General features: G+C 57.2%; 18 protein-coding genes and 1 tRNA gene. All 19 read left to right on the top strand.

The annotated features are described in order from the left end of the window. The 19 genes from E5334_RS06760 (at window position 1) to E5334_RS06670 (ending at window position 23124) form a co-directional block, all read left to right on the top strand. Window positions 1–1284 carry a PASTA domain-containing protein gene (locus E5334_RS06760; protein WP_136012836.1) on the top strand — a complete coding sequence of 428 codons (1284 nt, stop codon included), beginning with the start codon at window positions 1–3 and terminating at the stop codon, window positions 1282–1284. 168 nt (window positions 1285–1452) lie between these two features. Next, complete coding sequence (locus tag E5334_RS06755; protein WP_136012835.1) at window positions 1453–1926, top strand: ribosome maturation factor RimP; 474 nt, start codon at window positions 1453–1455, stop codon at window positions 1924–1926. Between the two features lie 105 nt (window positions 1927–2031). Continuing rightward, complete coding sequence (gene nusA / locus E5334_RS06750; protein WP_136012834.1) at window positions 2032–3246, top strand: transcription termination factor NusA; 1215 nt, start codon at window positions 2032–2034, stop codon at window positions 3244–3246. A gap of 52 nt (window positions 3247–3298) precedes the next feature. Further along, window positions 3299–5980: a translation initiation factor IF-2 gene (gene infB, locus E5334_RS06745; RefSeq protein ID WP_136012833.1), complete on the top strand. Its 2682-nt coding sequence runs from the start codon at window positions 3299–3301 to the stop codon at window positions 5978–5980. A 78-nt stretch (window positions 5981–6058) separates the two neighbouring features. Next, complete coding sequence (gene rbfA, locus E5334_RS06740; protein ID WP_136012832.1) at window positions 6059–6472, top strand: 30S ribosome-binding factor RbfA; 414 nt, start codon at window positions 6059–6061, stop codon at window positions 6470–6472. A gap of 65 nt (window positions 6473–6537) precedes the next feature. After that, on the top strand, window positions 6538–7584 hold the full coding sequence (locus E5334_RS06735; RefSeq protein WP_136012831.1) for a DHH family phosphoesterase: 1047 nt from the start codon (window positions 6538–6540) through the stop codon (window positions 7582–7584). Continuing rightward, window positions 7581–8531: a tRNA pseudouridine(55) synthase TruB gene (gene truB / locus E5334_RS06730; protein WP_136012830.1), complete on the top strand. Its 951-nt coding sequence runs from the start codon at window positions 7581–7583 to the stop codon at window positions 8529–8531. Before E5334_RS06735 ends, truB begins: the two co-directional genes overlap by 4 nt. 103 nt (window positions 8532–8634) lie before the next feature. Further along, on the top strand, window positions 8635–9552 hold the full coding sequence (ribF, locus tag E5334_RS06725) for a riboflavin kinase (protein WP_167604338.1): 918 nt from the start codon (window positions 8635–8637) through the stop codon (window positions 9550–9552). A 41-nt stretch (window positions 9553–9593) separates the two neighbouring features. Beyond that, window positions 9594–11447 (top strand): DNA primase, encoded by a 1854-nt coding sequence (gene dnaG / locus E5334_RS06720; RefSeq protein WP_136012828.1) that lies wholly within the window; start codon window positions 9594–9596, stop codon window positions 11445–11447. 200 nt (window positions 11448–11647) lie between these two features. After that, window positions 11648–12991 carry an RNA polymerase sigma factor RpoD gene (rpoD, locus tag E5334_RS06715; protein ID WP_136012827.1) on the top strand — a complete coding sequence of 448 codons (1344 nt, stop codon included), beginning with the start codon at window positions 11648–11650 and terminating at the stop codon, window positions 12989–12991. A 90-nt stretch (window positions 12992–13081) separates the two neighbouring features. Beyond that, window positions 13082–13156: transfer RNA gene (locus E5334_RS06710), tRNA-Asn, on the top strand. 327 nt (window positions 13157–13483) lie between these two features. Beyond that, window positions 13484–14362, top strand: coding sequence for an ABC transporter permease (locus tag E5334_RS06705; protein WP_265592276.1), 879 nt, complete (start codon window positions 13484–13486; stop codon window positions 14360–14362). Between the two features lie 8 nt (window positions 14363–14370). Then, window positions 14371–15183, top strand: coding sequence for an ABC transporter ATP-binding protein (locus tag E5334_RS06700; RefSeq protein WP_323373088.1), 813 nt, complete (start codon window positions 14371–14373; stop codon window positions 15181–15183). Beyond that, window positions 15155–16264 carry a glycosyltransferase family 2 protein gene (locus E5334_RS06695; protein ID WP_136012826.1) on the top strand — a complete coding sequence of 370 codons (1110 nt, stop codon included), beginning with the start codon at window positions 15155–15157 and terminating at the stop codon, window positions 16262–16264. The genes E5334_RS06700 and E5334_RS06695 overlap by 29 nt, the downstream gene beginning before the upstream one ends. A gap of 8 nt (window positions 16265–16272) precedes the next feature. Further along, entirely contained in the window at window positions 16273–17322 is a 1050-nt protein-coding gene (locus E5334_RS06690) for a glycosyltransferase family 2 protein (protein ID WP_136012825.1), read from the top strand. Window positions 17323–17653: 331 nt separating this feature from the next. Continuing rightward, window positions 17654–18784, top strand: a complete 1131-nt coding sequence (locus E5334_RS06685; protein WP_136012824.1) for an ABC transporter substrate-binding protein — start codon at window positions 17654–17656, stop codon at window positions 18782–18784. 161 nt (window positions 18785–18945) lie between these two features. Further along, window positions 18946–20721: an ABC transporter permease gene (locus E5334_RS06680; protein WP_136012823.1), complete on the top strand. Its 1776-nt coding sequence runs from the start codon at window positions 18946–18948 to the stop codon at window positions 20719–20721. A gap of 2 nt (window positions 20722–20723) precedes the next feature. Then, complete coding sequence (locus E5334_RS06675; protein WP_136012822.1) at window positions 20724–21800, top strand: ABC transporter ATP-binding protein; 1077 nt, start codon at window positions 20724–20726, stop codon at window positions 21798–21800. Window positions 21801–21981: 181 nt separating this feature from the next. Continuing rightward, on the top strand, window positions 21982–23124 hold the full coding sequence (locus E5334_RS06670; protein ID WP_136012821.1) for a glycosyltransferase family 2 protein: 1143 nt from the start codon (window positions 21982–21984) through the stop codon (window positions 23122–23124). The last annotated feature ends 206 nt before the right edge of the window (window positions 23125–23330 follow it).

The raw sequence follows: 23330 nt of genomic DNA, 5'->3' as shown, positions 1-23330 counted from the left end.
ATGAAATGCCCTCATTGCGACACCGATCTAGGCGAAGGGCTCCTTCCTGCCCGTTGTCCTGCCTGCGGCGCCAATCTGAGCCCCGGTCGCGGGGGGCATGCGGCGGCTGCTCAACACTCGCGCCTATCTGTGGAAGGGCTCTCAGGCGTGGGCAAAGGTAACAAGAAGGACCGTCCGCGCTATATTGGACGGTCCATCATCGCCTTTCTGTTAGTTGCGCTCTTTTGCGTGGGTCTCTATTTTGTGGTGACTCGCTTTATCGATGTCAATAGCGGTCTGCCTGACGTGGTGGGCTGGCGCGTTGAGCGCGCCCAAGACAAACTCGAAGAAGCTGGTTACTCGGTCAAAGTAGTCGAGGCGGCCGATCCCACCTCCCACTCTGGCCTGGTGACTGCCCAAGATCCCCCTGCGGGCGCGAAAGCCGATAAAGGCGACCTCATTACGCTCACGGTAGCCAAGGCTCGTACCATGCCCGATTTGGTAGGGCAGGCAGAGACCGATGCCATCGCTGCCCTGGATGACCTTGGCATCGCCCATGAGAGCGTCTATGAGCCGAGCGACGAGGCAGATGGCACGGTGCTGTCCACATCTTTGGTGGCAGGAGTTGAAGTTCCCAACGACATGGTCTGCGAGCTTACGGTGGCAAAGACCCCGGTAGTGCCAGATCTTTCCAAGATGTCAAAAGACGAGGCTATGGACGCTCTGCAAAAAGCTGGCTTGGTAGGGCAGTTCGAGCCTGCCAAGCCCAAGGACGGCCAGGCTATGAACACCGTGGTCTCCCAGGAACCTGCAGCGGGCACTCAATTAAAGGTGGGTGGCCTTGTCAAGGTGACCATCACCTCACCCAAGAGCAACTTGGCCAAAGACACTGCTGAGCAGATCATCTCCATCGTCTACAACACCGACCCTTCGGGAGATGCCATTGGGGCCAAGCTAATACCCCTGTTGTCACCCAGCTCTCCTTACTACGGAAAGTCTGCTCATGAGGTGTGGTATGGCCTGGTGAAGGGCGGTGGCAAGCACCAAGACATCGACGAGAAGATCCAAAGCCTCCAGCGATCCATCTCCTCCATGGCGGTGGAGATGGCAGACGACGGGCTCTCGGCTACCGCAGAGGTGCATGTGAACTGGGACTGGTCGCGGTTTGGCACTGATTACGCAGGGGTTACCTCATCGGACACCCATTACGTCACAATGACCTTTGATGACGAGGGGAGGTTGGTGAGCTTCTCGGATCCCCAAACCGATGTGCCTGCCTATGAGGTGCAGGCTACTGTCAGCTAGGCTTGGAAGCCGTGTGGGTCCTGTGCAGCCAGTATCCTAAAGCGTCTGTCCCTTGACGCGTTAAGTTAAGGCTGGCATACTGACTTTGTTCATATGATGTTCAAACGAGGAAGTGGGAGCGATTTTTCGCCCCGCTTCCTTCTTTTTGGAAACGAAAGGGGGAAGGCTATGGCCAAGACCAGCGAGATTAGAGATCGCCTTATCGAGGCTTTAGAAGCTTCTGCCCCATCTCATGGCATCGATATTGTAGATGTGGAGGTCTCAGGTTCTGCAAAGGCATCCATAGTCCGTGTGCGCATTGACCGGCTCGATCCTGCTAAAGATCCCATCACTTTGGAGGACGTGGCAGCCCAAAACGCCTGGATCGACAAGATTATCGAGGCAGACGATCCCTTCCCCGGCTCTTATATTTTGGAAGTGTCCAGTCCGGGTCTCGACAGGCCCCTGCGCAGACCTCAAGACTTCCAGCGCTATGTGGGTGAGACCGTTCAAGTGAAGCTTCGTGGCCATGAGGGGCGCCGTAACTTCACCGGCGAGCTGGCAGGTTTCGAAGACGGGCAGATCCTCTTGGAGTGCGATGATGTCCAAGAGCATTTGCCTCTGGGCGAAGTGCAGTCGGCCCACATCAAGCCCCGCTTCTAACCGGTCAGGCAACCACCAGTCAGTTTCGACCTTCGAGGCGCGGGTTTCTCGGCAACAGAAAGCCCGCGCAGACGATAAACGCAGCTAAGAAAGGATGTTGGCCACATGGCACAGACCAAAGGATCTGAACACAACAACGAAATGATGGAGGCCCTCATGGCCCTCTGCCATGAGCGACACATCGACGAGCTTTATCTTCTGGACCGCCTGGAGCAGTCGCTGGCCAAAAGCTATAGCGAGCTGGATCCGCAGAAGTTCCCCTATGGCGCCAAGGTCACCATCGACCGTACCTCTGGCAAATTCTTCCTCTATCGCCTGGAGCCAGTGGGGGAGGAAAACCCCGAGACCGGCGAGTATGACGAGTTTGAAGAGGTGGCGGTAGACGACCCTGGCATCAGCCGCATTGCCGCCCTTCATGCCAAGAGCGAGATTGCAGCCATCAGCCGCAACGCTGCCCGTCAGCTCATATACGAGGAGTTCTCCCAGCGTATCGGCGATATCATCACCGGCACGGTCATCCAATCGGTGCCTGACTTCACCATCATCAAGATCCGCGAGGGCATCGAGGCTGAGCTGCCTCACTTCCGCGGTGTCGAGGGTCATGACGAGGCGCGCCCCGATGAGCTCAATGAGAGCCCGGCCAACGAGCACTACCAGGTAGGTCAGCGCATCAAGGCCTTGATTATCCAGGTGCGCGATCCTCAGACCCGTATGCAATCGGTCCGTGGCGAGATGTCTCGTCCCTCCATTGTGGTGTCTCGCAACCATCCTGACCTTTTGCGCCGCCTCTTCGAGCTTGAGGTGCCTGAGATCTATGATGGCGTAGTGGAGATCGACTCCATAGCCCGCGAGCCTGGCCGTCGTTCCAAGATTGCAGTGAGCACCCTGGACGATCATCTGGATCCGGTGGGCGCCTGCGTGGGCCCCAAGGGCACTCGCGTGCGCAACGTGGTGGCAGAGCTCCGTGGCGAGCGCGTTGACGTGGTGCGCTGGAGCGACGACCCTGCTCAGCGCGTGGCCAACGCCCTCTCTCCTGCGCGCGTCTCCCGTGTCATCGTAGATCCCGACCCTGAGCGCACCTACGCCACCGTCATTGTGCCCGACGACCAGCTTTCTTTGGCCATTGGCAAGAAGGGTCAAAACGCCCGTCTGGCAGCTCGTCTCACCGGCTACCACATAGACATCAAAAACGAGAGCCTAGCTCAGAGCCTCATTGCCAAATATCAGCAGAAGGCCAACGAAGTTCCCGACTTAGTCGATGCTGAGCCCGAGATGCCTTTGGACATGGAAGACTCTGACGACACCGTTTCTCTTATCTGATCGGCCTTCTTAAGGCCCGTAATTCTCAACACGCCTAAGGAAGGTTGATTGCATGGCAAAAACCCGCGTAAGCGAACTTGCGAAAGAGTTTGGTATCCCAAGTAAAGAGATGCTCGAGCATCTCCGCGACATGAAGATCCCGGCAAAGTCCGCCTCCTCCGCCTTGGAAGACGCCTACGTCTCCATGGTGCGCAAGAAGCTGGCCCCCGTGCTCAAGGCTCGCGAGGAAGAGATCCGCCGCGCCCAAGAAGCCGAAGAGGCCGCCCGCAAAGAGGAGGAAGAGACTCGCCGCGCCGCCGAGGAGGCTGAGCGCCGCGCCGCCGAGGAGCGCCGTGCCAAGGAGCGCGCCGAGGAAGAGGCTCGCCGCGCCGCCGAGGAAGCCGCCCGCAAGGCCGAGGAAGAGCGCCGCGCCGCCGAGGAAGCCGCTCGAAAGGCCGAGGAAGAGAAGAACCGCGTAAAGGACACAGCTCCCACTTCCATGCCTAAATTCACCAGCCTGCTCGAGCAGATCGCTCAGCAAGAAGAGGTGCTCAAGCAGCAGAAAGAGGCTGCCAAAGAGGCTAAGGAAGCCAAAAAAGCCGAGAAAGCCGAGAAGGCCAAGCAGCGCGACAATTCCGGCGAGCGCCGTGGCCGCCCCAATAAAAACGCTGGCCGAGAAGCCCGCGGCGCCGCCACCGCATCTCGTCCTATGCCTGCCGACATGGCTCCTTCGCCCGAGAAGGCTGCCGCTGCTTCCAACCGCCGCAACAACAAGAAGCATCGTCACGACAATCCCGACGAGGACCGTTTTGATCGCAGCACTCGCTCCCAAGAGGAATACAACCGCGAGCGTATCTTGGAAGATGCTCGAGCCTCGGTAGAGGAAGCGAACCGGGAGTCCACCGGTCGTCGCAAGAAGCGCAAGGAGCATCGTCAGAAGCAGGCCGAGGAGGCCGCTAAGAAGCAGGCCATCCAAGAGGCTTTGGCCAACGACCAAGACATCACCAAGCTCGATGTGGTGAAGGTGCCCCAGGGCTCTACCGTGGCCGAGGTGGCAGACCTTCTGGAGATCCCCGCCAACGACATCGTCAAGCGCCTCTTCCTTCTGGGCGTGTCTTTGACCATGACCCAGACCATGTCTGACGACCTCATCGAGCTCATTGCCGACGACCTGGGCCGCAAGGTCAAGGTCATGACCAAGGAGGAGGAGAACTCCTTCACCTTCTATGATGATCCCAAAGACCTGGTAAGCCGTCCTCCAGTGGTTACCGTCATGGGTCATGTCGACCATGGCAAGACTTCCACTTTGGACGCCATCCGTCATACCGGTGTGGCAGCAGGCGAGGCCGGTGGCATCACCCAGCACATCGGTGCTTCTCAGGTAAAGATCAACGGCCGCATCATTACCTTTGTCGATACCCCTGGCCACGAGACCTTCACCGCCATGCGTGCTCGTGGCGCCAAGGTCACCGACATCGTTGTTCTTGTTGTGGCTGCAGACGACGGCGTGATGCCCCAGACCATCGAGTCCATCAACCATGCCAAGGCGGCCGGCGTGCCCATCGTGGTGGCGGTCAACAAGATCGATCGCGACGACGCCAACCCTGACCGCGTGCGTCAAGAACTCACCGAGTATGGCGTCATACCCGAGGAGTGGGGCGGCGAGAACATGTTCGTCAATATCTCTGCCAAGAAGGGCATCGGTATCGACGAGCTGCTCGAGACGATCCTGCTTCAGGCAGATGTGCTCGAGCTTAAGGCCAACCCCAACACCTTCGCCTCTGGCTATGTGCTCGAGGCCAAGCTGGACCGCGGTCGCGGCTCGGTAGCCACCCTGCTGGTAAACCGCGGTACCCTCCACGTGGGCGACTCGCTGGTGGCGGGTATGAGCTATGGCCGCGTGCGCGCCATGCTCGACCAGCACGGCAATCCCGTTGAGGTTGCAGGCCCCTCTGATCCTGTTGAGATCCTGGGCCTTTCCTCGGTACCTGCCGCCGGCGACGAGTTCCGCGTCTTCCAAGACGAGCGTGATGCGCGCGACCTGGCTGAATCCCGCGCCCTCAAAGCCCGCATCGAGGAACAGAACAAGGTCAAGCACATCACCCTGGAGAACCTCTTTGACACCATGCAGGATGCTGAGGTCAAGGAACTCAACCTGGTGGTCAAGGCCGACGTGCAAGGTTCTATCGAGGCCCTCTCCGACGCCTTGGGCAAGATGGATCAATCCGAGGTGCGTATCAACATCATCCACAGCGCAGTGGGCGCCATCTCCGAGACCGACGTCATCCTGGCAGACGCTTCCAACGCCATCATCATCGGCTTCGGCGTGCGCCCAGAGGCTAAGGCCCGCACTGCCGCAGAGCGCGACAACGTGCAGATCAAGTGCTATCAGGTCATCTACAAGGCCATCGAGGACATCGATGCCGCTCGTATCGGTATGCTCCAACCCACTGAGGAAGAGGTGCAGACAGGCGTCGCCGAGGTGCGCGATACCTTCAAGGTTCCCAAGGTGGGCATCGCTGCCGGCTGTATGGTTACCGAGGGCGAGATATCCCGTGATGACTCAGTGCGCCTGACCCGCAACGGCATCGTCATCTACGATGGCAAGATCGCTTCCTTACGCCGCTATAAAGACGACGTCAAGAGCGTGAAGAGTGGGTATGAATGTGGCATTGGCCTGGAAAACTACCAGGACATTCACCCCGGCGACCTCATTGAGGGTTACAAGATCGTTCAGGTGGCCCGCACCGAGTAGCTCGCCTCTTAGGTGGCACCACACAAATCTAGGGGGCGCCCGCCTGTCGGGCGCCCTTCTTTTTCAGAAGAAGGACCTATGAAGCAAAACAAAAACTCTCGACGCATCAATGAGCAGGCTCGTGAAAAGCTGGCCTATATCCTGATGTTTGATGTGAGCGATCCTGCGCTTCAATTCGTGACGCTCACCGGCTGCGAAGTCTCTATCGATAAGAGCTTCCTCAAAGCCTACGTCTCCTGCGATGCGGATCGCTATGAGGAAGTGCTGCAGGCGCTAACCCGGGCAAAGGGCCGCATTCGCAGCCTTTTGGGACGTGCTTTGGGATGGCGCGTGACCCCAGAGATCGCCTTTGCCATCGATGAGTCTACTGACGAGGCAGACCGCATTAGCCGTGCGTTGGAAAACGTGCCGCCCACGCTGTCTCAAGAAAAAGACGAGAACGGCTATCCTGTTGCCAGCGAGCCTTTGGTACAGGAACCAAAAGAGTCTTAAAAGATGCGTCCACTTGTCCTAGACTCTGTGACTAGCTCGACCACTTACTAAAGGATTTTGTGTCCATGCGTATCACCGGCAACCCTAGCCATGTCAAACAATTAGAAGCTTTTGAGCTGCTCACCCGTATGATCGAGGGAGCTCAAAAGATAGTGCTCTGTGCCCATACTGGTCCCGATGGCGATGCCCTTGGCTCGGTGTTGGCCATGGGCGCCATCATTCGCGAGGCCTTTGATGAGGACAAAGACGTGGCATGCCTTTTGGCAGACGAATCAGCCATTCCTGCGACATACGAGTTTCTACCAGAGGCAAAGAGCTTCGTGCGCCCCAGCCAGTATGAAGAAGATCCAGACCTCTTCATCGCGCTAGACTTGCCGTGCGCTTCTCGTCTGGCGGCGGCCAGGCCCATTATGGAGCGCTCGGCTACCGTGGCAGTGGTAGATCACCATCCTGCTGACGGCTCTTTTGGCGAACCTCATATAGAGCGCACAGATGCGGCAGCCACCGGTGTGGTGGTGGCGGAATACGCCCTGTTCTTAGGAACTCCCATCACCTCGGAGATCGCTACGGATCTCTTCTGTGCCATTCAGACCGACACTGGCCGGTTCATGTACCAAAACGCCAATCCCGAAGCCTTTAAAATCGCTTCGTTACTGGTAGATTCAGGAGCCGATCCCAGTGAGATCTCCCTCCATGTCTACCAAAGCTTCCGTCTGCCGTATTTGCATTTGGAATCCATCGTCATGGGCCGCATTGTGACGCTAGACCATGGTCGCATCGCCTATAGCTATGCCACTCGGCGCGATCTGGAGCGCACGGGCGCCAAGGATGACGAGTGCGACGGCCTCATTGACGTAGTGCGCTCTGTGCGCGGAAGCGAGGTGGCCCTCTTCCTCAAAGAAGGCAGCACCCCCGGCATCGTGCGCGGCAATCTTCGCGCAAAGGGCGATCTGGACGTCTCGGGTATTGCCAGGGCCATGGGAGGCGGCGGGCACAAGGCGGCTGCGGGTTTCTCGGTAGAAGGCACAGTGGACGATGTCTTTGCTCGGGTATTCCCGTTATTGCGCGCTTTGGTGGCCAAGAGCTCCTCAAAGAATGAGGCCGCTTCATGAAGCGCCGTCCAAGCGCTGTAAACGCTCTGTTTGCTGTGGATAAGCCTTGTGGGATGACCAGCCACGACGTGGTGGGCGTGGCCCGCAGGGCACTAAGCGAGCGTGCGGTGGGCCATGCGGGAACGCTGGATCCTGATGCATCGGGAGTATTGGTGTTGGGCGTAGGTCAAGCCACCAAGCTGTTAGGGCTCCTTACTCTGGAGACCAAGGCCTACGAGGCTTCCATCCGCTTTGGGTGCCGTACCACCACCGACGACGCTGAAGGCGCGCCCGTGGCCATAGCTCCAGTGCCCTCTGCTCTGGCAGACCATGAGGCAGCCTCCACCTTGGTCGGATCTCTTCCTGGCGACGTCGATCAAGTGCCTCCAGCCTATAGCGCAATTTCTGTGGCAGGAAAGCGAGCCTATGATCTAGCTCGTCAGGGCGAAGAAGTAATGCTTGCCCCTAGGAAAGTCTCCATCTTAAGGGCGGGGCTTTTATCGGTTGCCTCCTACGACGCCATCGTCACCTGGCGCGTATTTTTGGAGGTATCCAAGGGCTGCTATATTCGCTCCATTGCACGAGATCTGGGAGAAGACATTGGCTGCCATGCTCACATATGCGGGCTTAGAAGGGTGGCTTCGGGATCTATCAACCAGGATCTATGCTTAAGCTTGGAGGAGCTCCAAGCCGGCGGCGTCCAGGCAGTGCGCGATGCCATGATCGATCCAGTGGCGGCATTGGGGTTTCCGGTGCGCGAGCTTTCCGCCCAAGAGCAGGTAGCGGCTGCTCAGGGGAAACATTTGGCGCGAGGTCCTGAGCCGCTTGGCCAAGGAGATCACGTATGTTTAGTGCGCCAAGGGCAGCTCTATGGCGTCTGGGAAGCGCGCGGGCGCCATTTGGTGTGTGCGACCAATTTGGTGCGAGGCGTCGAGGGGGTGCGGAGTGGAGGCGCTCGGAAGTCCTAGGGATGCCTTGGTGCGCAGTTTGGGCCTCGAATGCACGCTTCCTGCTCCCAAACCTTGTCAGTGGGGATGGCGCTATGGCCAGATAGATCCCCATGAACACTGCGTGCTTGTCATCGGTGCGTTCGACGGCGTGCATCGAGGCCATCAAGACCTCATAAGACAGGGGGCTCTCCAGGCCCGGGAGCTGGGCGTGCCCTTGGTCATTTTGACCTTCGATCCTGACCCTTCAGCGGTGCTTGGCACCCCTGAGCCTCAGCTCCTGCTCACCCAGGATCGCTTTCGGCAGCTTTGGGCTTTGGGCCCCCAAGAGCTGAGAGTGTGTGCGTTCACAGAGAAGCTTGCCGCTCTGAGCCCTGAGGAGTTCTTGGACCGCGCTGTGTTTGGTGACGGGCTGTCCCCCTGCCTAGTGTGCGTAGGGGAGGGCTTTGCCCTCGGCGCCCAGGGCAAAGGGACGGTGCCTTATCTTTCCTCTTTGGGGAAGGCTCGGGGGTTCCGCCTGTTAGCACAGCCCTTGCTATCATTGGAGGGTGCGCCTGTGAGCGCTACGCGCATTCGCCAGGAGATTGCCTCAGGAGATACCCTAAAGGCCGCTCGGCTTTTAGGCCGCCGTCCCTTTGTGCGAGGCACCGTCATGCGAGGGCGCGGTCAGGGAACCTCCTTTGGGTTTCCCACGGCAAACCTCATGTGCGCGCCGGGTACGGCACTCCCTGCTTCAGGGGTCTTTGCAGGTTTTGGCGTATTGGACGGCTCTGCCTGGCCGGCCGCCATCAATGTGGGAGAGCCTCCCACCTTTAAAAGCCAGGGCCTCCAGAGCTCTCAAGGGTTTCTAGAAGCCACACTCTTGGGCTTCTCCCAAGACATCTATGGGGACTCAATGGCCATAGTGCTCTATGAGAGGCTGCGTCCTTCTCGGCCTTTCGACTCCTTTGAAGAGCTTGTGGCCACTGTGCGCACTAACATGGACCAGGTGCGCGAACGCTATGGAGAGGGTCCTTTAAAGCTTATCTCGCCTGTGCGCTGAAGCGAGGCGCACAGATCACCACGACCTGGCAGGGAGGCGCCATGATCTCCGATGAAGAGCGCGAGCAGATACGCGACGCCATCGATTTTGTCTCGTTGGTGGGAGAGACCGTGCAGCTGCGCGAGCGGGGGAGTGGCGATTTTTGGGGGTGCTGCCCCTTTCATCATGAGAAATCCCCCTCGTTCCACGTACGGGCTGACACTGGCTTTTGGTACTGCTTTGGCTGCGGAGAGGGCGGTGACGTCTTCGACTACATCAAGAAGAGAGAGAATCTCACATTTTATGAGGCCATGCAGTATTTGGCAGATCGAGCAGGCATCGAGCTCCATGAGACTTCGGCTCCCACAGGCCCCTCCAGGGCGCGCCTGATGGATTGCTTGGCTGCAGCCGAGAAGTTCTACACCCAGCAGCTGCTGCGCACCGCTGGTCCCGGGCCCGATGCCGCTCGTTCCTATCTGTCCCAGCGCGGCTTTTCCTCTTCACTTTGCCGCTCCTGGGGGCTCGGATATGCTCCAGGGCGCAATCAACTGGTGAACACTCTGTTCTCCCAGGGCTTCACCCGCGACGAGATGCTGGCGGCAGACGTGGCGGTGCCTCGGGGTTCTGGCCTGGCTGATCGTCTCTATGAGCGGGTAATCTTTCCCATCCATGACGGCTCCGGGCGCACCATCGGCCTGGGCGGTCGCGTGATGGACAACGCAAAGCCCAAGTACATAAATTCAAAAGATTCGCTGGTGTGGCATAAGTCGCGCAATCTCTTCGCCTTCGACCGCGCCAAGGAGGCTATTCAAGAGACTGGCCAAGCTATCGTGGTAGAGGGCTATACCGACGCCATCTCACTCCATGCCGCCGGCATAACCAATGTGTGCGCCGTGCTTGGCACTGCGCTTACAGGCGAACACATCAAGTTGCTCTCGCGCCTCAAGCCCCACTCCATCGTCATCATGCTCGATGGCGACGAGGCGGGACAACGCGCTGCCGAGAAGACCGTGCGCTTCCTGGACAAAACCTCGGCAGAGCTGCTCTCGGTGGTGCTGCCCAACAATCAGGACCCTGCAGAGTATGTGGCATCCCAAGGCGCAGAAGCGCTGCGGCAGCGACTGACAGAGGCGCGCCCGCTCATTGACTTTGTGATGGAAAAGCATCTGGCAGGCGCCGCTTCGATGTCTCCTGGCGCACGTGTGCGGTCAATGGATGAGCTGGCGTCGCTTTTGGCGCCGCTCAAAGATTCGATCCTTATCGAGGGTTACGCCCGCCGCGTGGCCGATGCGCTGGGCACCTCTTCCGAGGAGACCTTGCGACGCATCAAGGCAGCTCCTATAGAGGATCCAGATCGTCCGACCACACGCTCGACTGAGTCCGCTTATGCAGCTCAGCCAGCTCCGGTATCTGAGCCGACTGCCTATAGGGCGCCTGCGCCCGCGCAAACCCAGACCCTGACGGCTGACGAGCGCATGCAAATCAAGATGGAGCGCGAGCTTCTATGCCTTATGGCCGAGTGTCCCGATGCCTTCAGGGAGTCCGCCGAGCGCATTGCAGGGTTCTCTTGGACCGATCCACGACATGAAGCTATGGCGTGGGCGCTGTTGGCGACTCCTGTGGGAACTACGCCCAAAGAGGCTGCTCGAGCTGCTGAAGCCGTGGAGCCTGCTGCCCGCACCCTTCTGGCTGGAGGCTCGTTGGATGTGCTTTCTTCGGGATCTCGGGAGCAAAAAGCCCAGTTCTTGCTCGATAACCTCGACCTCTTCTCCAGCAAGCGACGCATTCGCGCCATCCGCGCCAAGCTGGACACTGCCGGGCAGGGAGAGAATGCCGCCACATTGCTTCAGGAGGCCACACAGCTCCAAGAGCGTGTCAACCAGCTCCAGGCGTCCCTTGTCTCAAAATACTCTTAGGGAAGTCCTGAGGCCTGCGAGCTTTCTAGGCTCCAATGCCGCATCTTCTAGGCTCCAATGCCGCATTGTAGGTTAATCGCCCAGATTTTTGTCTTTTGTGCACTTAGCGCATATACCCCTATAAATCCCAATGGTCCCATTCAAAGGACCAGCCGAGCAGGGTATGATATTGGGCAGTATGCACATTGAAGGGAGACTTTTTGGCTACTAAGAAATCTAAAAAGACCGTAGCTTTGTCTGACGAGGTCGAAGGTGTACGCTCGTCGCTTGTTAAAGCCTCTAAGAAAAATGGCGGGTCCATCTCTGAGGATGACATCCAAGTGGCGCTCTCGGCCATCGATGTGGATGATGATGAGCTTAGCGACCTCTATGATGCCCTGAGAAACGACGGCATAGATATTGTCAGCGAGGCAGAGGCTCCTGCGGGCGTTGCTGTCACCGTCGAAGAAGAGGACGACTTAGACGACGAGGAGATCAGCTCTGACATCGACAATGTCTCTGAGGACGACGATGACGTGCCTTTAGACGATGACGATGTCAAAGTCACCCTGCGCGAGCCCCGTGCCCCCAAGCGCAAGCGCCGTTCCAAGAAGCGCCGTACAGATTCTTCCACCGTCATGCTTACCGGCGACCCTGTGCGCATGTACCTCAAAGAGATCGGCAAGGTAGACTTGCTCTCCGCTGCCGACGAGGTGCACCTGGCCATGAAGATCGAAGCTGGTACAGAGGCTACCGAGAAGCTCGAGGCCTTCCATGCTGGCGAGATCGACCTTACCCGTGCCGAGCAAAGGCGCCTCTCTCGCATCGAGCAGATGGGCCTTGAAGCCAAGCAGCAGCTCATCAGCGCCAACCTGCGCCTGGTGGTCTCTATCGCCAAGCGCTACGTAGGCCGCGGCATGCTCTTCTTGGACCTCATCCAAGAGGGCAACCTGGGCCTTATCCGCGCCGTCGAGAAGTTCGACTACACCAAGGGCTTCAAGTTCTCCACCTATGCCACCTGGTGGATTCGTCAGGCTATCACCCGCGCCATCGCAGACCAGGCCCGTACCATCCGCATCCCGGTGCACATGGTAGAAACCATCAACAAGCTGGTGCGCATTCAGCGCACCTTGCTGCAAGACCTGGGCCGCGACCCCACACCTGAGGAGATCGGTGCAGAGATGGGCCTTTCTGCCGACCGTGTGCGCGAGATCCAAAAGATCAGCCAGGAGCCCGTCTCCCTTGAAACCCCCATTGGCGAGGAAGAGGATTCACAGCTAGGAGACTTCATCGAAGACTCCGGCGCTGTGGCTCCTCCCGAGGCAGCCAGCGATTCCATGCTGCGCGAGCAGCTGGAACAAGTGCTGGACGGCCTGGCAGACCGCGAGCGCAAAGTCATCAAGCTGCGTTTTGGCTTGGAAGACGGCCATCCTCGGACCCTGGAAGAGGTAGGCCGCGAGTTTGGCGTCACCCGCGAGCGTATCCGCCAGATCGAGTCCAAGACCCTGGCCAAGCTGCGTCATCCAGGTCGTTCTGCCAAGCTAAAGGACTACATGGAAGACTAATGGCCTTCAGGTCAAAAAAAGTTTTCATCGAGGCTTGCAATGAGTGGGCAGGCAAGCTATAGTTTCTTCTCGTGCCCACGAGCACCAAATTCCTCGGTAGCTCAATGGTAGAGCACGCGGCTGTTAACCGCGCTGTTGTAGGTTCGAGCCCTACCCGAGGAGCCAGTATGTTATAAGCCTCCGCTACGGCGGGGGCTTTTTTCGTATGTCGATCCATCTTTGCGATTGCCTGAGAGGCGCTTCCATAGGTCCAGCTCTGGAGTGTGGGATCTTATCGGCAGGAATAGATGGTAGCCAGAGATGCTGGCGCTAGGCTCCCAGTGTGGCTTTTACTGCAAATAGGGTACTCTAGCTGGGCAAACAAGAGCCCTTAGGCCTCTGGGGGTTTCGTGGCCTTGGCTATCCTATGCTAGAGTGATTGGATGCTCGGATGCTGAGGTCAAAGGCGTTGGCTCTGAGCGTCATAGGTGCATAGTGCCAACCGGAGGTCTCGTGGCTTCATCACATAAAGATCCGTCGTCCATCCAAGAGTCTGTTCAGCAGGTGGCGCCTGTTTCTTCAGGAGAGCTGGTTGCTCAGGGATCCGTCAAAACCTGGAACACCGGCGTCAAGCGTGATGCTGCAATCCTGCAAGAGCTGGTGCGCAAAGACTTCAAGCTCAAATACCGCAGGAGCGTGTTGGGCGTGGCGTGGTCGGTGCTCAACCCGCTGCTCATGATGATCGTCATGGCCGTGGTCTTCACCCATTTCATGCGCGGCGCCAACATGCCGGCCAATGAATATCCTCTCTACCTCATATTGGGAAACATCACCTTCGGCCTTATGAGCACGGCCACTAACGATGGCATGATGTCTATCATCAACGCCGCCCCGTTGCTTAAAAAGGTCAAGATCAACCGTATTGTCTTTCCGGTGCAAAAGGTGCTCTTTGCCCTGGTAAACTTCGCGCTTTCACTGGTGGCAGTGGTGTTGGTCATGCTTTGGAGCGGCATCGGCATCACCTGGAACATCATCTTTATCGTGCCGTTCTTGATCTACCTGGTGGTGTTCTGCTGTGGCCTGGCCCTTCTGCTCTCCACTCTGGCGGTGTTCTTCCGCGATGTGGTCCATCTTTGGAGTGTCGTGCTTACCGCCTGGACCTACCTTACGCCCATCTTCTACACCATGGACATCCTGCCGGAGAGCCTGCAGTCTCTCATGAGGTTCAATCCCATGTACCAGCTCATCAATTACTTCCGCACCATCGTGCTCTGGCAATCTACACCCAGCTTTACCTCTAACCTCATCTGCTTGGCTATGGCTCTGGTCATGCTGGGCTTGGGCTACTGGGTGTTCCGCCGTCATGAGCACAAGTTCATTCTCTACATCTAGGAGTTGCGGTGAATCCTGTCACTGAAGCTGCGTTTCAAGAGTCGCTCTTCCCTGAAGGCCATGCCCAAGAAGTGGCAGAGGCTCCAGTGTGCATCGAGGTAGACGACGTTTCCGTCATATTCAACATGGCCTCCGAGCAGCTCAATTCTTTGAAGGAGTACTTCATCTCCCTCATGCATCATCAACTCTTCTTCAAAGAGTTTCGCGCGCTCAACCACATCTCTTTCAAGGTGCACAAGGGCGAGGCCTTCGGCCTGGTGGGCACCAACGGTTCTGGCAAATCCACCATGCTCAAGTGCATCGCGGGCGTGCTGGAAGCCTCTGAAGGCACCGTGCGCGTGGCAGGTTCCATCGCCCCGCTCATCGAGCTGGGCGCAGGCTTTGACATGGAGCTCACCGCTCGCGAGAACATCTACTTGAACGGCGCCCTTTTGGGCTACACCCGCGAGTTCATCGACAGCCATTTTGATGAGATCATCGACTTCGCCGAGCTTCGCGACTTCATGGACATGCCTCTCAAGAACTATTCTAGCGGCATGGTGGCCCGCATCGCCTTCGCCATCGCTACCATCACCGAGCCAGACATCCTCATCGTGGACGAGACTCTCTCGGTAGGAGACTTCCTCTTCCAGCAAAAGTGCGAGCGCCGCATTCAAGAACTGGTGGAGTCCAACAACGTCACCGTGCTTTTGGTGAGCCACTCCATCGATCTGGTGGAGCGCATCTGTGACCGCGTCTGCTGGATCGAGAAGGGCCAGCAGCGCATGATAGGCCCCACCCAGGAGGTGTGCGATGCCTACAAAGCCCTCCAGCAAGGCTGATAGCTCTGTGGACACCCCTCATACCCCGCTTTTCTCACTCGTCATGCCGGTCTATGGTGCCGAGAAACACATCCACGAAGCTGTAAGCGCGCTCTTGTCCCAAAGGTTCCGCGACTTCGAGCTCATTTTGGTAGACGACGCATCACCAGATGCTTCGATTGCCATAGCCCAAGAAGCCGCAGCGGGCGACTCGCGGGTGCGCGTGCTCAAAAACCCCTCCAACCTAGGAGCCTCTGCCGCAAGAAATCGAGGCCTTGAGGAAGCTCGGGGCGCCTATGTGACCTTTCCCGATGCCGATGATGTGACAGATCCTCGCTACCTTGAGCTGGCAGCAGAGGCTATCGATGCTACCTCGGCAGACCTCATTGTTGAGGGTGTGATCGAAGACCATTACACAGCCCGGGGCAAACTGGACTACAGCCTTACCTATGTGCCTCCCAAAGCCTACCTCGCGAGCGCTCAAGAGCTGGCAGGGCAGGTACTGCCCTTAGAGCAGCTCACATTGCTTGGCTATCCCTACAACAAGTTCATCAAGCGCTCGGTCATTGGCCCGACGCGCTTTGATGAGGAGGCCACGCTCTCTGAGGACTTTTTCTTCTTCATGGACGTGCTGCCGCGCATCCATAGCGCAGCGCTCATAGATCAGGCGGCCTACCACTATGCTCGTCGCGAAAGCGGCAACCTCACAGCTCGCTTTCATCGCAATTACTGGGATGCGCTTTCCCGCCGCATGGAACTGTTGCAGGCATTCCAAGAAACCTCCGGTCTGGACACTTCTGAGTCCCGGGGAGTATTAGGCGCCATGTATGCACGCTATCTTCTCTCGGCAATTATGCAAACCCAAGATCCCCGCGCTCACATGAGCCTCAAAGAGCGTTCACGCTGGCTTGAACAGGTATTCTCCTCCGAGCTCGCCTGCAAGCTTTTGCCTCAAGCCCAAAGCAGCTCTGCGGTAACCCAGGTGGCTGCCAAGGTCTTGTCCTGCCGCATTGTGCCGCTCGGTTTGGGACTGGGTAGGGGAGCGTCGCTGGTGCAAAAAGCTGCCCCCTCGCTGTTTTCCAAAGCCCGCTATCGCCGCTAGGAGCTCTCATGGAACCGCTGCTTACCATCTGTGTGCCTGCCTACAACGTCGAGGCCTATCTAGAGCACGGGCTCTCCACCTACAACGAGGATCGCTTTGTGGGGCGCCTGGAAGTGCTGGTGGTAAACGACGGCTCTACTGACTCCACCGCTGCCATCGCGCGCACTTTTGTGGATAGGCGCCCTCAGGTATTCCGGCTCATCTCCAAAGAAAACGGCGGTCATGGCTCGGTGATCAACAAGGGTATTCGAGAGGCGTCTGGCCGCTACTTCCGAGTGGTGGATGGTGATGACTGGGTAGATCCCAACGGCTTGGATGAATTTCTGGATGTGTTGGCGGCCACCTCGGCAGATATCCTCATCGACGAGCGCGTGGACGTCACCTATGGTTCCGGTCAAACCCATCCTCGCCCGCTGCCTCAAGACCTTCCCTTCGGCCAAGATGTACCCTATAGCCAAATGGCTCAGCGGGTGGTGGCCGATGCCCTCATCTCCATCCACACCTTGTGCGCCAGGACTAGCTACCTGCGCCAACAGGGGGTCTCAGTGCTTGAGAAGACCTTCCATGAGGATGCAGAGTTTTGCGTGAAGACCATAAGCACAGCTAGCACCATCCGTTTTGTGCCGACCTTTGTCTACCAGTACCTTGTTGGCAATGCGTCCCAATCCATGGCAGCCGATAACATGGTGCGCCGCTATAAAGATCACGAGCGCGTGGTGTTCTCCATCGCCGCCTATGCAGACTCCCTGCGCACCGCCTCGCTGCTCAAGACTGCAAGCGGGCTTGATGATCCTGAAGCTTGGCGCGCCCAAGCTGCCGAGAAGAGCGCCCAACTCATCGCGAACTCCCACTACAACTTGCTGCTCGTCTTCGATACTCAGCGTGCTCGGGGGCGGTCAAGAGCCAAGGCTTTCAGATCACAGCTGTCCAGAGACTACCCTTGGCTCAAGGCGTCCACTGACAAGCGCTACTGGATGGCACTGGCCGCCGGCGCCGTGGGCGTGGACGCCCTCAAGTTGGACAAGCTCCAAGGCCGCGCCTCTGTGCAGGCAGATTAAGAGTCCTAGGTATGGAGTGTCCCTCCAATTATCATATATTTCCCTAATTGTCCACTGAGAGGTAGCGGTTGCCTTTCAGAGACCGATTGACGCCTTTCAAACAGAATTTGCGTCCGGTGGCCCTTTTTTGTCTTTTCGGATTGCACAAGAGTCAGAGAATATGACTGAAATGTCACTTGGCCGATTTCTGGACTTCTTACCTACTTCTTACCTTATGGAGAGATTTATAGAGAAGCGGGAAGTCCTAGATTTTTTTTGGGTTCAAAGGAGCGCTGCAGGCAGTGGCGTTCGGCCAAATGTGAGCCACAAGGGATTCAGGGAAGGACGCACCATGAACGTTTCTCGCAAGGGCTTCATTGAGGGTAGTGCACTTGCCATGGCTGGCTTGGGTTTGACAGCCTGCTCCGGTGGCGACAAGGGCGCCGAGGCTGAGGCCGAGGCTTCCCAAAACACCGTCAATGCCCCTCAAGAACTCATCGATGCCGCGAAAGAAGAGGGAACACTGGTAGTTTACGGTTCCTGCGAAGAAGAGCATGTGCAGGGTTGCGTGGATCACTTCAAAGAGCTTTTTGGCCTTGAGGTTGAGTCTCAGCGCCTGTCCACTGGCGAGGTCCAAGCCAAAATCGAGGAAGAGAATGGCAATCCTTCCGGCGACGTTTGGTTTGGCGGCACTACCGACCCCTACAATGTGGCCGTGACCGAGGGTCTGCTTGAACCCTATGACGCCCAGAACGCTTCTCATCTGATCTCTGACACCTATCGCGATGCCGATGGCCAGTGGTATGGCATCTATAAGGGTATCCTGGGCTTCATGGTGAACAAGGACGAGTTGGCTCGCCTGAACCTCGATGAGCCTAAGGACTGGCCTGACCTGTTGGACCCCAAGTATCAAGGTCTCATTTGGCTGTCCAACTACAACACCGCCGGCACCGCCAAGCTGGTCATCAACACAGTCATCCAAAAGTACGGTCATGACGAGGGCATTCAGTACCTCAAGGATCTCGACAAGAACATCGCCGTCTACACCAAGTCTGGCTCCGGCCCTTCCAAGAACGTAGGCACCGGCGAGTGCGTCATCGGCATCGGCTTTTTGCACGACGGCATTATGCAGATCGAGGACAACGGCTACAAGAACATCGGCCTCATCATTCCTTCCTCCGGCGCATCCTACGAGGTGGGCGCCACCGCAATCTTCAAGGGTTGCAAGCATCCCAATGCTGCCAAGCTCTGGATCGAGTACGCCCTGTCCCCCGATTGCGTCGAGCGCGCTGCCGAGAACAAGGCCTATCAGTTCCTGGTACTGGACAATGCCAAGCAACCTGAGGTGGCCACCGAGTACGGCCTGGATCCCGACAACGTCATGGAGTACGACTTCGAGGACGCCAAGAACAACACCAAGCAGTACGTGGAAGAGGTCATGAATGCTCTAGGTGGCGGCGACGACCGCTTCCAGACCGAGTAAACCGAGAGACACTCATTCGTTTTATCTGTTCACCTGTCAATCCGCGGTGACTTCTAAGGATTGATCCTGAGACCGGGAGGGCCGCATTGGTGGTCCTCCCGGTGTCGTGAGGTTCAAAAAATTAAGGTAGTCAGCGTGTTTTAATCTTTAGGTAGGGTTCTATGGCAAAGGACCAAGGCTCAGCGCTGGATCGCAAGAAGCTTCATGGCGATCCCATCCTCATGACCACCATCGTGGTGCTTATCGCATTTCTCACCCTGTTTATTCTCTATCCTCTCGCCATCCTTATGGTGGACTCCTTTATCTCAGAAGAAGGGTTCACCTTGGCAGTGTTCGATCGCATCTTCCAGATGCCCTCCTTTACCACGGCCATCACCAATACGCTTTCGGTAGGCTTTTTGGTGGGCATTAGCAGCGCGCTGGTTGGCCTGCTCTTTGCCTATGTCGAGGTCTATGTGCAGCTCAAGACCCGCGTTATGCGAGGGCTCTTTAGTCTCGTCTCCATGCTGCCTGTGGTAAGCCCTCCCTTTGTGCTGTCGCTTTCCATCATCATGCTCTTTGGCAAGTCGGGCATTATCACCCGCTATCTTTTGGGCATCTATGACAACAGCGTCTATGGCTTCTGGGGCATCTTTACCGTGCAGACGCTCACCTTCTTCCCTGTGTGTTACATGATGCTCAAGGGTCTGCTCATGAATATCGACCCCTCCCTAGAAGAGGCGGCTCGCGATATGGGCGCTTCTCGGTGGAAGGTCTTTACTTCGGTCACCATGCCCCTCATCCTGCCAGGCTTGGGAAATGCCTTCTTGGTAACCTTCATCGAGTCTATCGCAGACTTTGCGAACCCCATGATCATCGGCGGTTCCTACGACACGTTGGCTACCACCATCTACCTTCAGATCACCGGCGCCTACGACAAACAAGGAGCAGCGGCCATGGCCGTGGTGCTTCTCTGCATCACCTTGATCATGTTTGCGGTGCAAAAGTACGTGCTTGAGGCTAAGTCCACTGCAACGTTGTCTGGCAAAGCCAGCCGTGCGCGTATGCTTATCACCGATACTTCGGTGACTCGTCCGCTTTCGATCCTTTGCTCCATCTTGGCGATCTTTGTGGTGGCCATGTACCTCTGCGTGCCTTTTGGCGCCCTCTTTAACACCTGGGGTTATGACTTCACCCTCACCACCAAGTGGTTCCAGCAGCTCTTCACGCATTATCACGGCCTTGAAGCCTTTACCGACTCCTTCGTGCTTTCACTCATCGCGGCCCCCATCACCGCAATCTTGTCCATGATCATCTCTTACCTGGTGGTCAAACGTAACTTCAGGAGTCGAGGCTTCATCGAGGCAGTCTCTATGCTCGCTATGGCAGTGCCTGGCACGGTATTGGGCGTAGGTTACATCCGTGGCTTTGCGGGCGGCCTTTTTGGCACTGGCATTCTGCAGGGGCTCTATGGCACGGCGGCCATCTTGGTGATCGTCTTTATCGTGCGTTCGCTGCCCACAGGCACGCGTTCAGGTATTTCTGCGCTCAGGCAAATCGATAAATCCATCGAGGAGTCCGCCTATGACATGGGAGCAGACTCATTCACTGTCTTTCGCACGGTGACCCTGCCGCTTATCCGTGAGTCGTTCCTCTCGGGTTTGGTGACGGCCTTCGTGCGCTCCATCACCGCCATCTCCGCCATCATTTTGCTGGTCACCCCCTCGGTGCTGCTCATCACCGTGCAGATCAACGAGTTTGCCGAGAAGGGCGCCTATGGCATTGCCTGCGCCTATGCCACCATCCTCATCGTGATCACCTACGGCTCGGTGTTGTTGATGAACTTTGCCATCAGGCATTTTGGCACCAGCCGCAAGAATCAGGACTTTGATGATGACCTGCCTGCTCAGATCGAGCATGACTACGTAGAAGACAGCCGCCAAGTCGAGGAGCTTTAATCATGGCTAAAGAGAAGAAAGGCGTTCGCCTAGATCACATTTCCAAGATCTATCAGGATCCTAAGTCCGGCAAGGATTTCTATGCCGTCCACGATGTGAGCCTGGATATCGCTCCTGGGGAGTTCGTGACGCTATTGGGCCCCTCTGGTTGCGGCAAGACCACTATCCTGCGCATGATTGCCGGTTTCGAATCTCCTGATGAGGGCGAGATCTACCTGGGTGACGAGCCCATCAACGAGCTTACGCCCAACAAACGCGACACGGCCATGGTATTCCAAAGCTACGCGTTGCTGCCGCACTACAACATCTTTGATAATGTGGCCTACGGTCTGAAGCTTCGCAAGGTGCCCAAGGAGGAGATTCGTGAGAAGGTCAAGAATATCTTGGGGCTCGTGGGCCTTCAGGGCATGGAAGAGCGCATGACCAACCAGCTTTCAGGCGGCCAGCAGCAGCGCGTGGCTCTGGCTCGAGCTTTAGTGCTGGAACCCGGCGTGCTGCTCTTTGACGAGCCCTTGTCTAACCTGGACGCCAAGCTGCGCGTGGATATGCGCAATGAGATTCGCCGCATCCAGCAAGAGGCGGGCATCACAGCCATCTATGTCACCCATGACCAGTCTGAGGCCATGGCGCTGTCCGACAACATCATCGTCATGAAGCGCGGCGTGGTAGAGCAGGTGGGCGATCCTCAGACTATCTACCATCGTCCAGTCAACGAGTTCGTTGCAGACTTCATCGGCGAGTCCAACTTCCTCCATGGCACTCTTACCACCTCTGATGGCTCACAGGGAATTGCCAACATCGAAGGCTACGATGTCCCTCTGGACAACGTGGAGCACCTGAGCGAGGGAGATGCCTGCACATTGGTGCTTCGTCCCGAGGCTGCCAAACTAGCAGACCAAGGCGTGCTCCCCTGCGAGGTTATCCTTTCGCGCTTTATGGGCAACTACCATAACTACCACGTCAAAGTGGGCGACACTCTGGTCAAGATCACCGATTTCAACCCCAAGACCCACAAGGTCTATGAGGTGGGAGACAAGGCATTCGTCGCATTCACCCCAGCAGACGTCCACGTGCTCTAGGCCACCTGTCTTAAGGAAAGGTTGCAGCGGCCTTTTCTGAGAAGACTTTGTGCACTTCATCCAAGGCGCTCGGATGAAGCCTTGCAAACCCTGACCCGCCTGGAAACAATGAATGTTTTCAGGCGGGTCATCCTTTACCATACTGCCCGCAGGCATGCCTGGAACATGAAGGGGGTTGTTCATGGAACCTGATAAGGTACGCGCATCGCGCGAGGCGTCGCCAGATCCCAAAGAGTTAGGTCAAGAGGCGCCTAAGACGCCTGAGCCTCCCATGTTTTCGTTGATCATGTGCCTCTTTGGCGTAGAGGAATATGTGCGAGATGCCATTGCGGCCATCCGTGCGCAAGACTTTGATAACTGGGAGCTCATCTTGGTAGATGATGCCTCTAAAGACCACACCATGTTAAGGGCCCTGCGAGGCATCAAGGGAGACAGCCGTATCCGCGTCATCCATAACGATGCCAACATTGGCCTTGCCGCCTCTCGCAATCGCGGCCTCGATGCAGCGCACGGCCGCTATATATGCTTCCCAGACGCTGAGGACCTGCCAAAGCCCAACTACCTCTCTCTGGCAGCGGCGGTCATCAAGGAGCAGGACCCCGACATCATTGTGAGCGGTGTCGTGCAAGATTTTTATAACCATAAAGGAGAGGTGGCCTTCTCTGAAGAGCAAAATCTAGAACCGGTCGTCGCCACTGGCAAAGAAGAGGTGGCAAAGATCCTATTGCCTCTAGAAAGTCAAAATGCCTTGAGCTTCATCTATACCAAATACTTCAGGCGGTCCCTTATCGGCGGCTTGCGCTTCGAGACCAGCGGGGTGCACTTCTCGGAAGACTTCTTCTGGGAGCTGGAGCTTTTCGAGCGCGCGCAAAAAGTTGTGGTAGTGGGGCAGAGCGCCTATCGGTTTGAGAAGCATCTGCGCAAAGAGCGCCAAATTTCTTATACCAAAGGTACGTTTTTGCAGCGTCATAGGCGCATTGCGGCCATTCAGGCCCATCAAGAGGACCATGGCTTGGATACCCCCGAGAGCCGCAGCCAGCTAGGACGGCTTTATGCCACACACATCTTGGCAGAGATCGCGCGCATCACAGATCCCGAGTCTCCCGTGCCTCTTGAGGAGCGCATCGGTTGGGTGGAGTTTCTCCATGAAGACCCGCTCTTTCAAAAACTCATCGAGGGCGCCCAGCCTCCCAAGGGCTTCATCAATCAGCGCGTCCATAAGGCGCTGGTGAGCAAGAATCCTAAATCGGCGCTGAGACTGGGCCATTTAGCGGGATATCTGTGGTCCTTTGGGCCCGAGACCTGGTCGCGCACGCAACCCTAAAAACAGTCCTTTGCCGAGAAACCCGCGCCTTCCTGCTAGAAAGCTATCTGAAATACCCTTTATTTGTTGGTTGCACGTAGCCCGGTGAGGTGTATAGTCAAGGTCGACCTTTAAAGCGGTACGGGATACCGTCAAGGCGAAACTCATATTGCTCCTCTTAAAGAGACTTTTCGCAGACGCCTGTGCCGCTCAACGGCAAAGGCGTT

Origin of the sequence: Muricaecibacterium torontonense (assembly GCF_004793925.1) — a bacterium.
Taxonomy (GTDB): domain Bacteria; phylum Actinomycetota; class Coriobacteriia; order Coriobacteriales; family Atopobiaceae; genus Leptogranulimonas; species Leptogranulimonas caecicola.
This window is presented reverse-complemented; position numbering and strand designations above follow the sequence as displayed.

Excerpts from the sequence above, each read along its gene's own strand:
- E5334_RS06690 (WP_136012825.1), top strand. The coding sequence starts at position 16,273 with ATGGAACCGCTGCTTACCATCTGTGTGCCTGCCTACAACGTCGAGGCC.
- truB (WP_136012830.1), top strand. The coding sequence starts at position 7,581 with ATGAAGCGCCGTCCAAGCGCTGTAAACGCTCTGTTTGCTGTGGATAAG.
- nusA (WP_136012834.1), top strand. The coding sequence starts at position 2,032 with ATGGCACAGACCAAAGGATCTGAACACAACAACGAAATGATGGAGGCC.
- E5334_RS06675 (WP_136012822.1), top strand. The coding sequence starts at position 20,724 with ATGGCTAAAGAGAAGAAAGGCGTTCGCCTAGATCACATTTCCAAGATC.
- E5334_RS06755 (WP_136012835.1), top strand. The coding sequence starts at position 1,453 with ATGGCCAAGACCAGCGAGATTAGAGATCGCCTTATCGAGGCTTTAGAA.
- E5334_RS06760 (WP_136012836.1), top strand. The coding sequence starts at position 1 with ATGAAATGCCCTCATTGCGACACCGATCTAGGCGAAGGGCTCCTTCCT.
- dnaG (WP_136012828.1), top strand. The coding sequence starts at position 9,594 with ATGATCTCCGATGAAGAGCGCGAGCAGATACGCGACGCCATCGATTTT.
- rbfA (WP_136012832.1), top strand. The coding sequence starts at position 6,059 with ATGAAGCAAAACAAAAACTCTCGACGCATCAATGAGCAGGCTCGTGAA.
- E5334_RS06670 (WP_136012821.1), top strand. The coding sequence starts at position 21,982 with ATGGAACCTGATAAGGTACGCGCATCGCGCGAGGCGTCGCCAGATCCC.
- E5334_RS06695 (WP_136012826.1), top strand. The coding sequence starts at position 15,155 with ATGCCTACAAAGCCCTCCAGCAAGGCTGATAGCTCTGTGGACACCCCT.
- infB (WP_136012833.1), top strand. The coding sequence starts at position 3,299 with ATGGCAAAAACCCGCGTAAGCGAACTTGCGAAAGAGTTTGGTATCCCA.
- E5334_RS06685 (WP_136012824.1), top strand. The coding sequence starts at position 17,654 with ATGAACGTTTCTCGCAAGGGCTTCATTGAGGGTAGTGCACTTGCCATG.
- E5334_RS06680 (WP_136012823.1), top strand. The coding sequence starts at position 18,946 with ATGGCAAAGGACCAAGGCTCAGCGCTGGATCGCAAGAAGCTTCATGGC.
- E5334_RS06735 (WP_136012831.1), top strand. The coding sequence starts at position 6,538 with ATGCGTATCACCGGCAACCCTAGCCATGTCAAACAATTAGAAGCTTTT.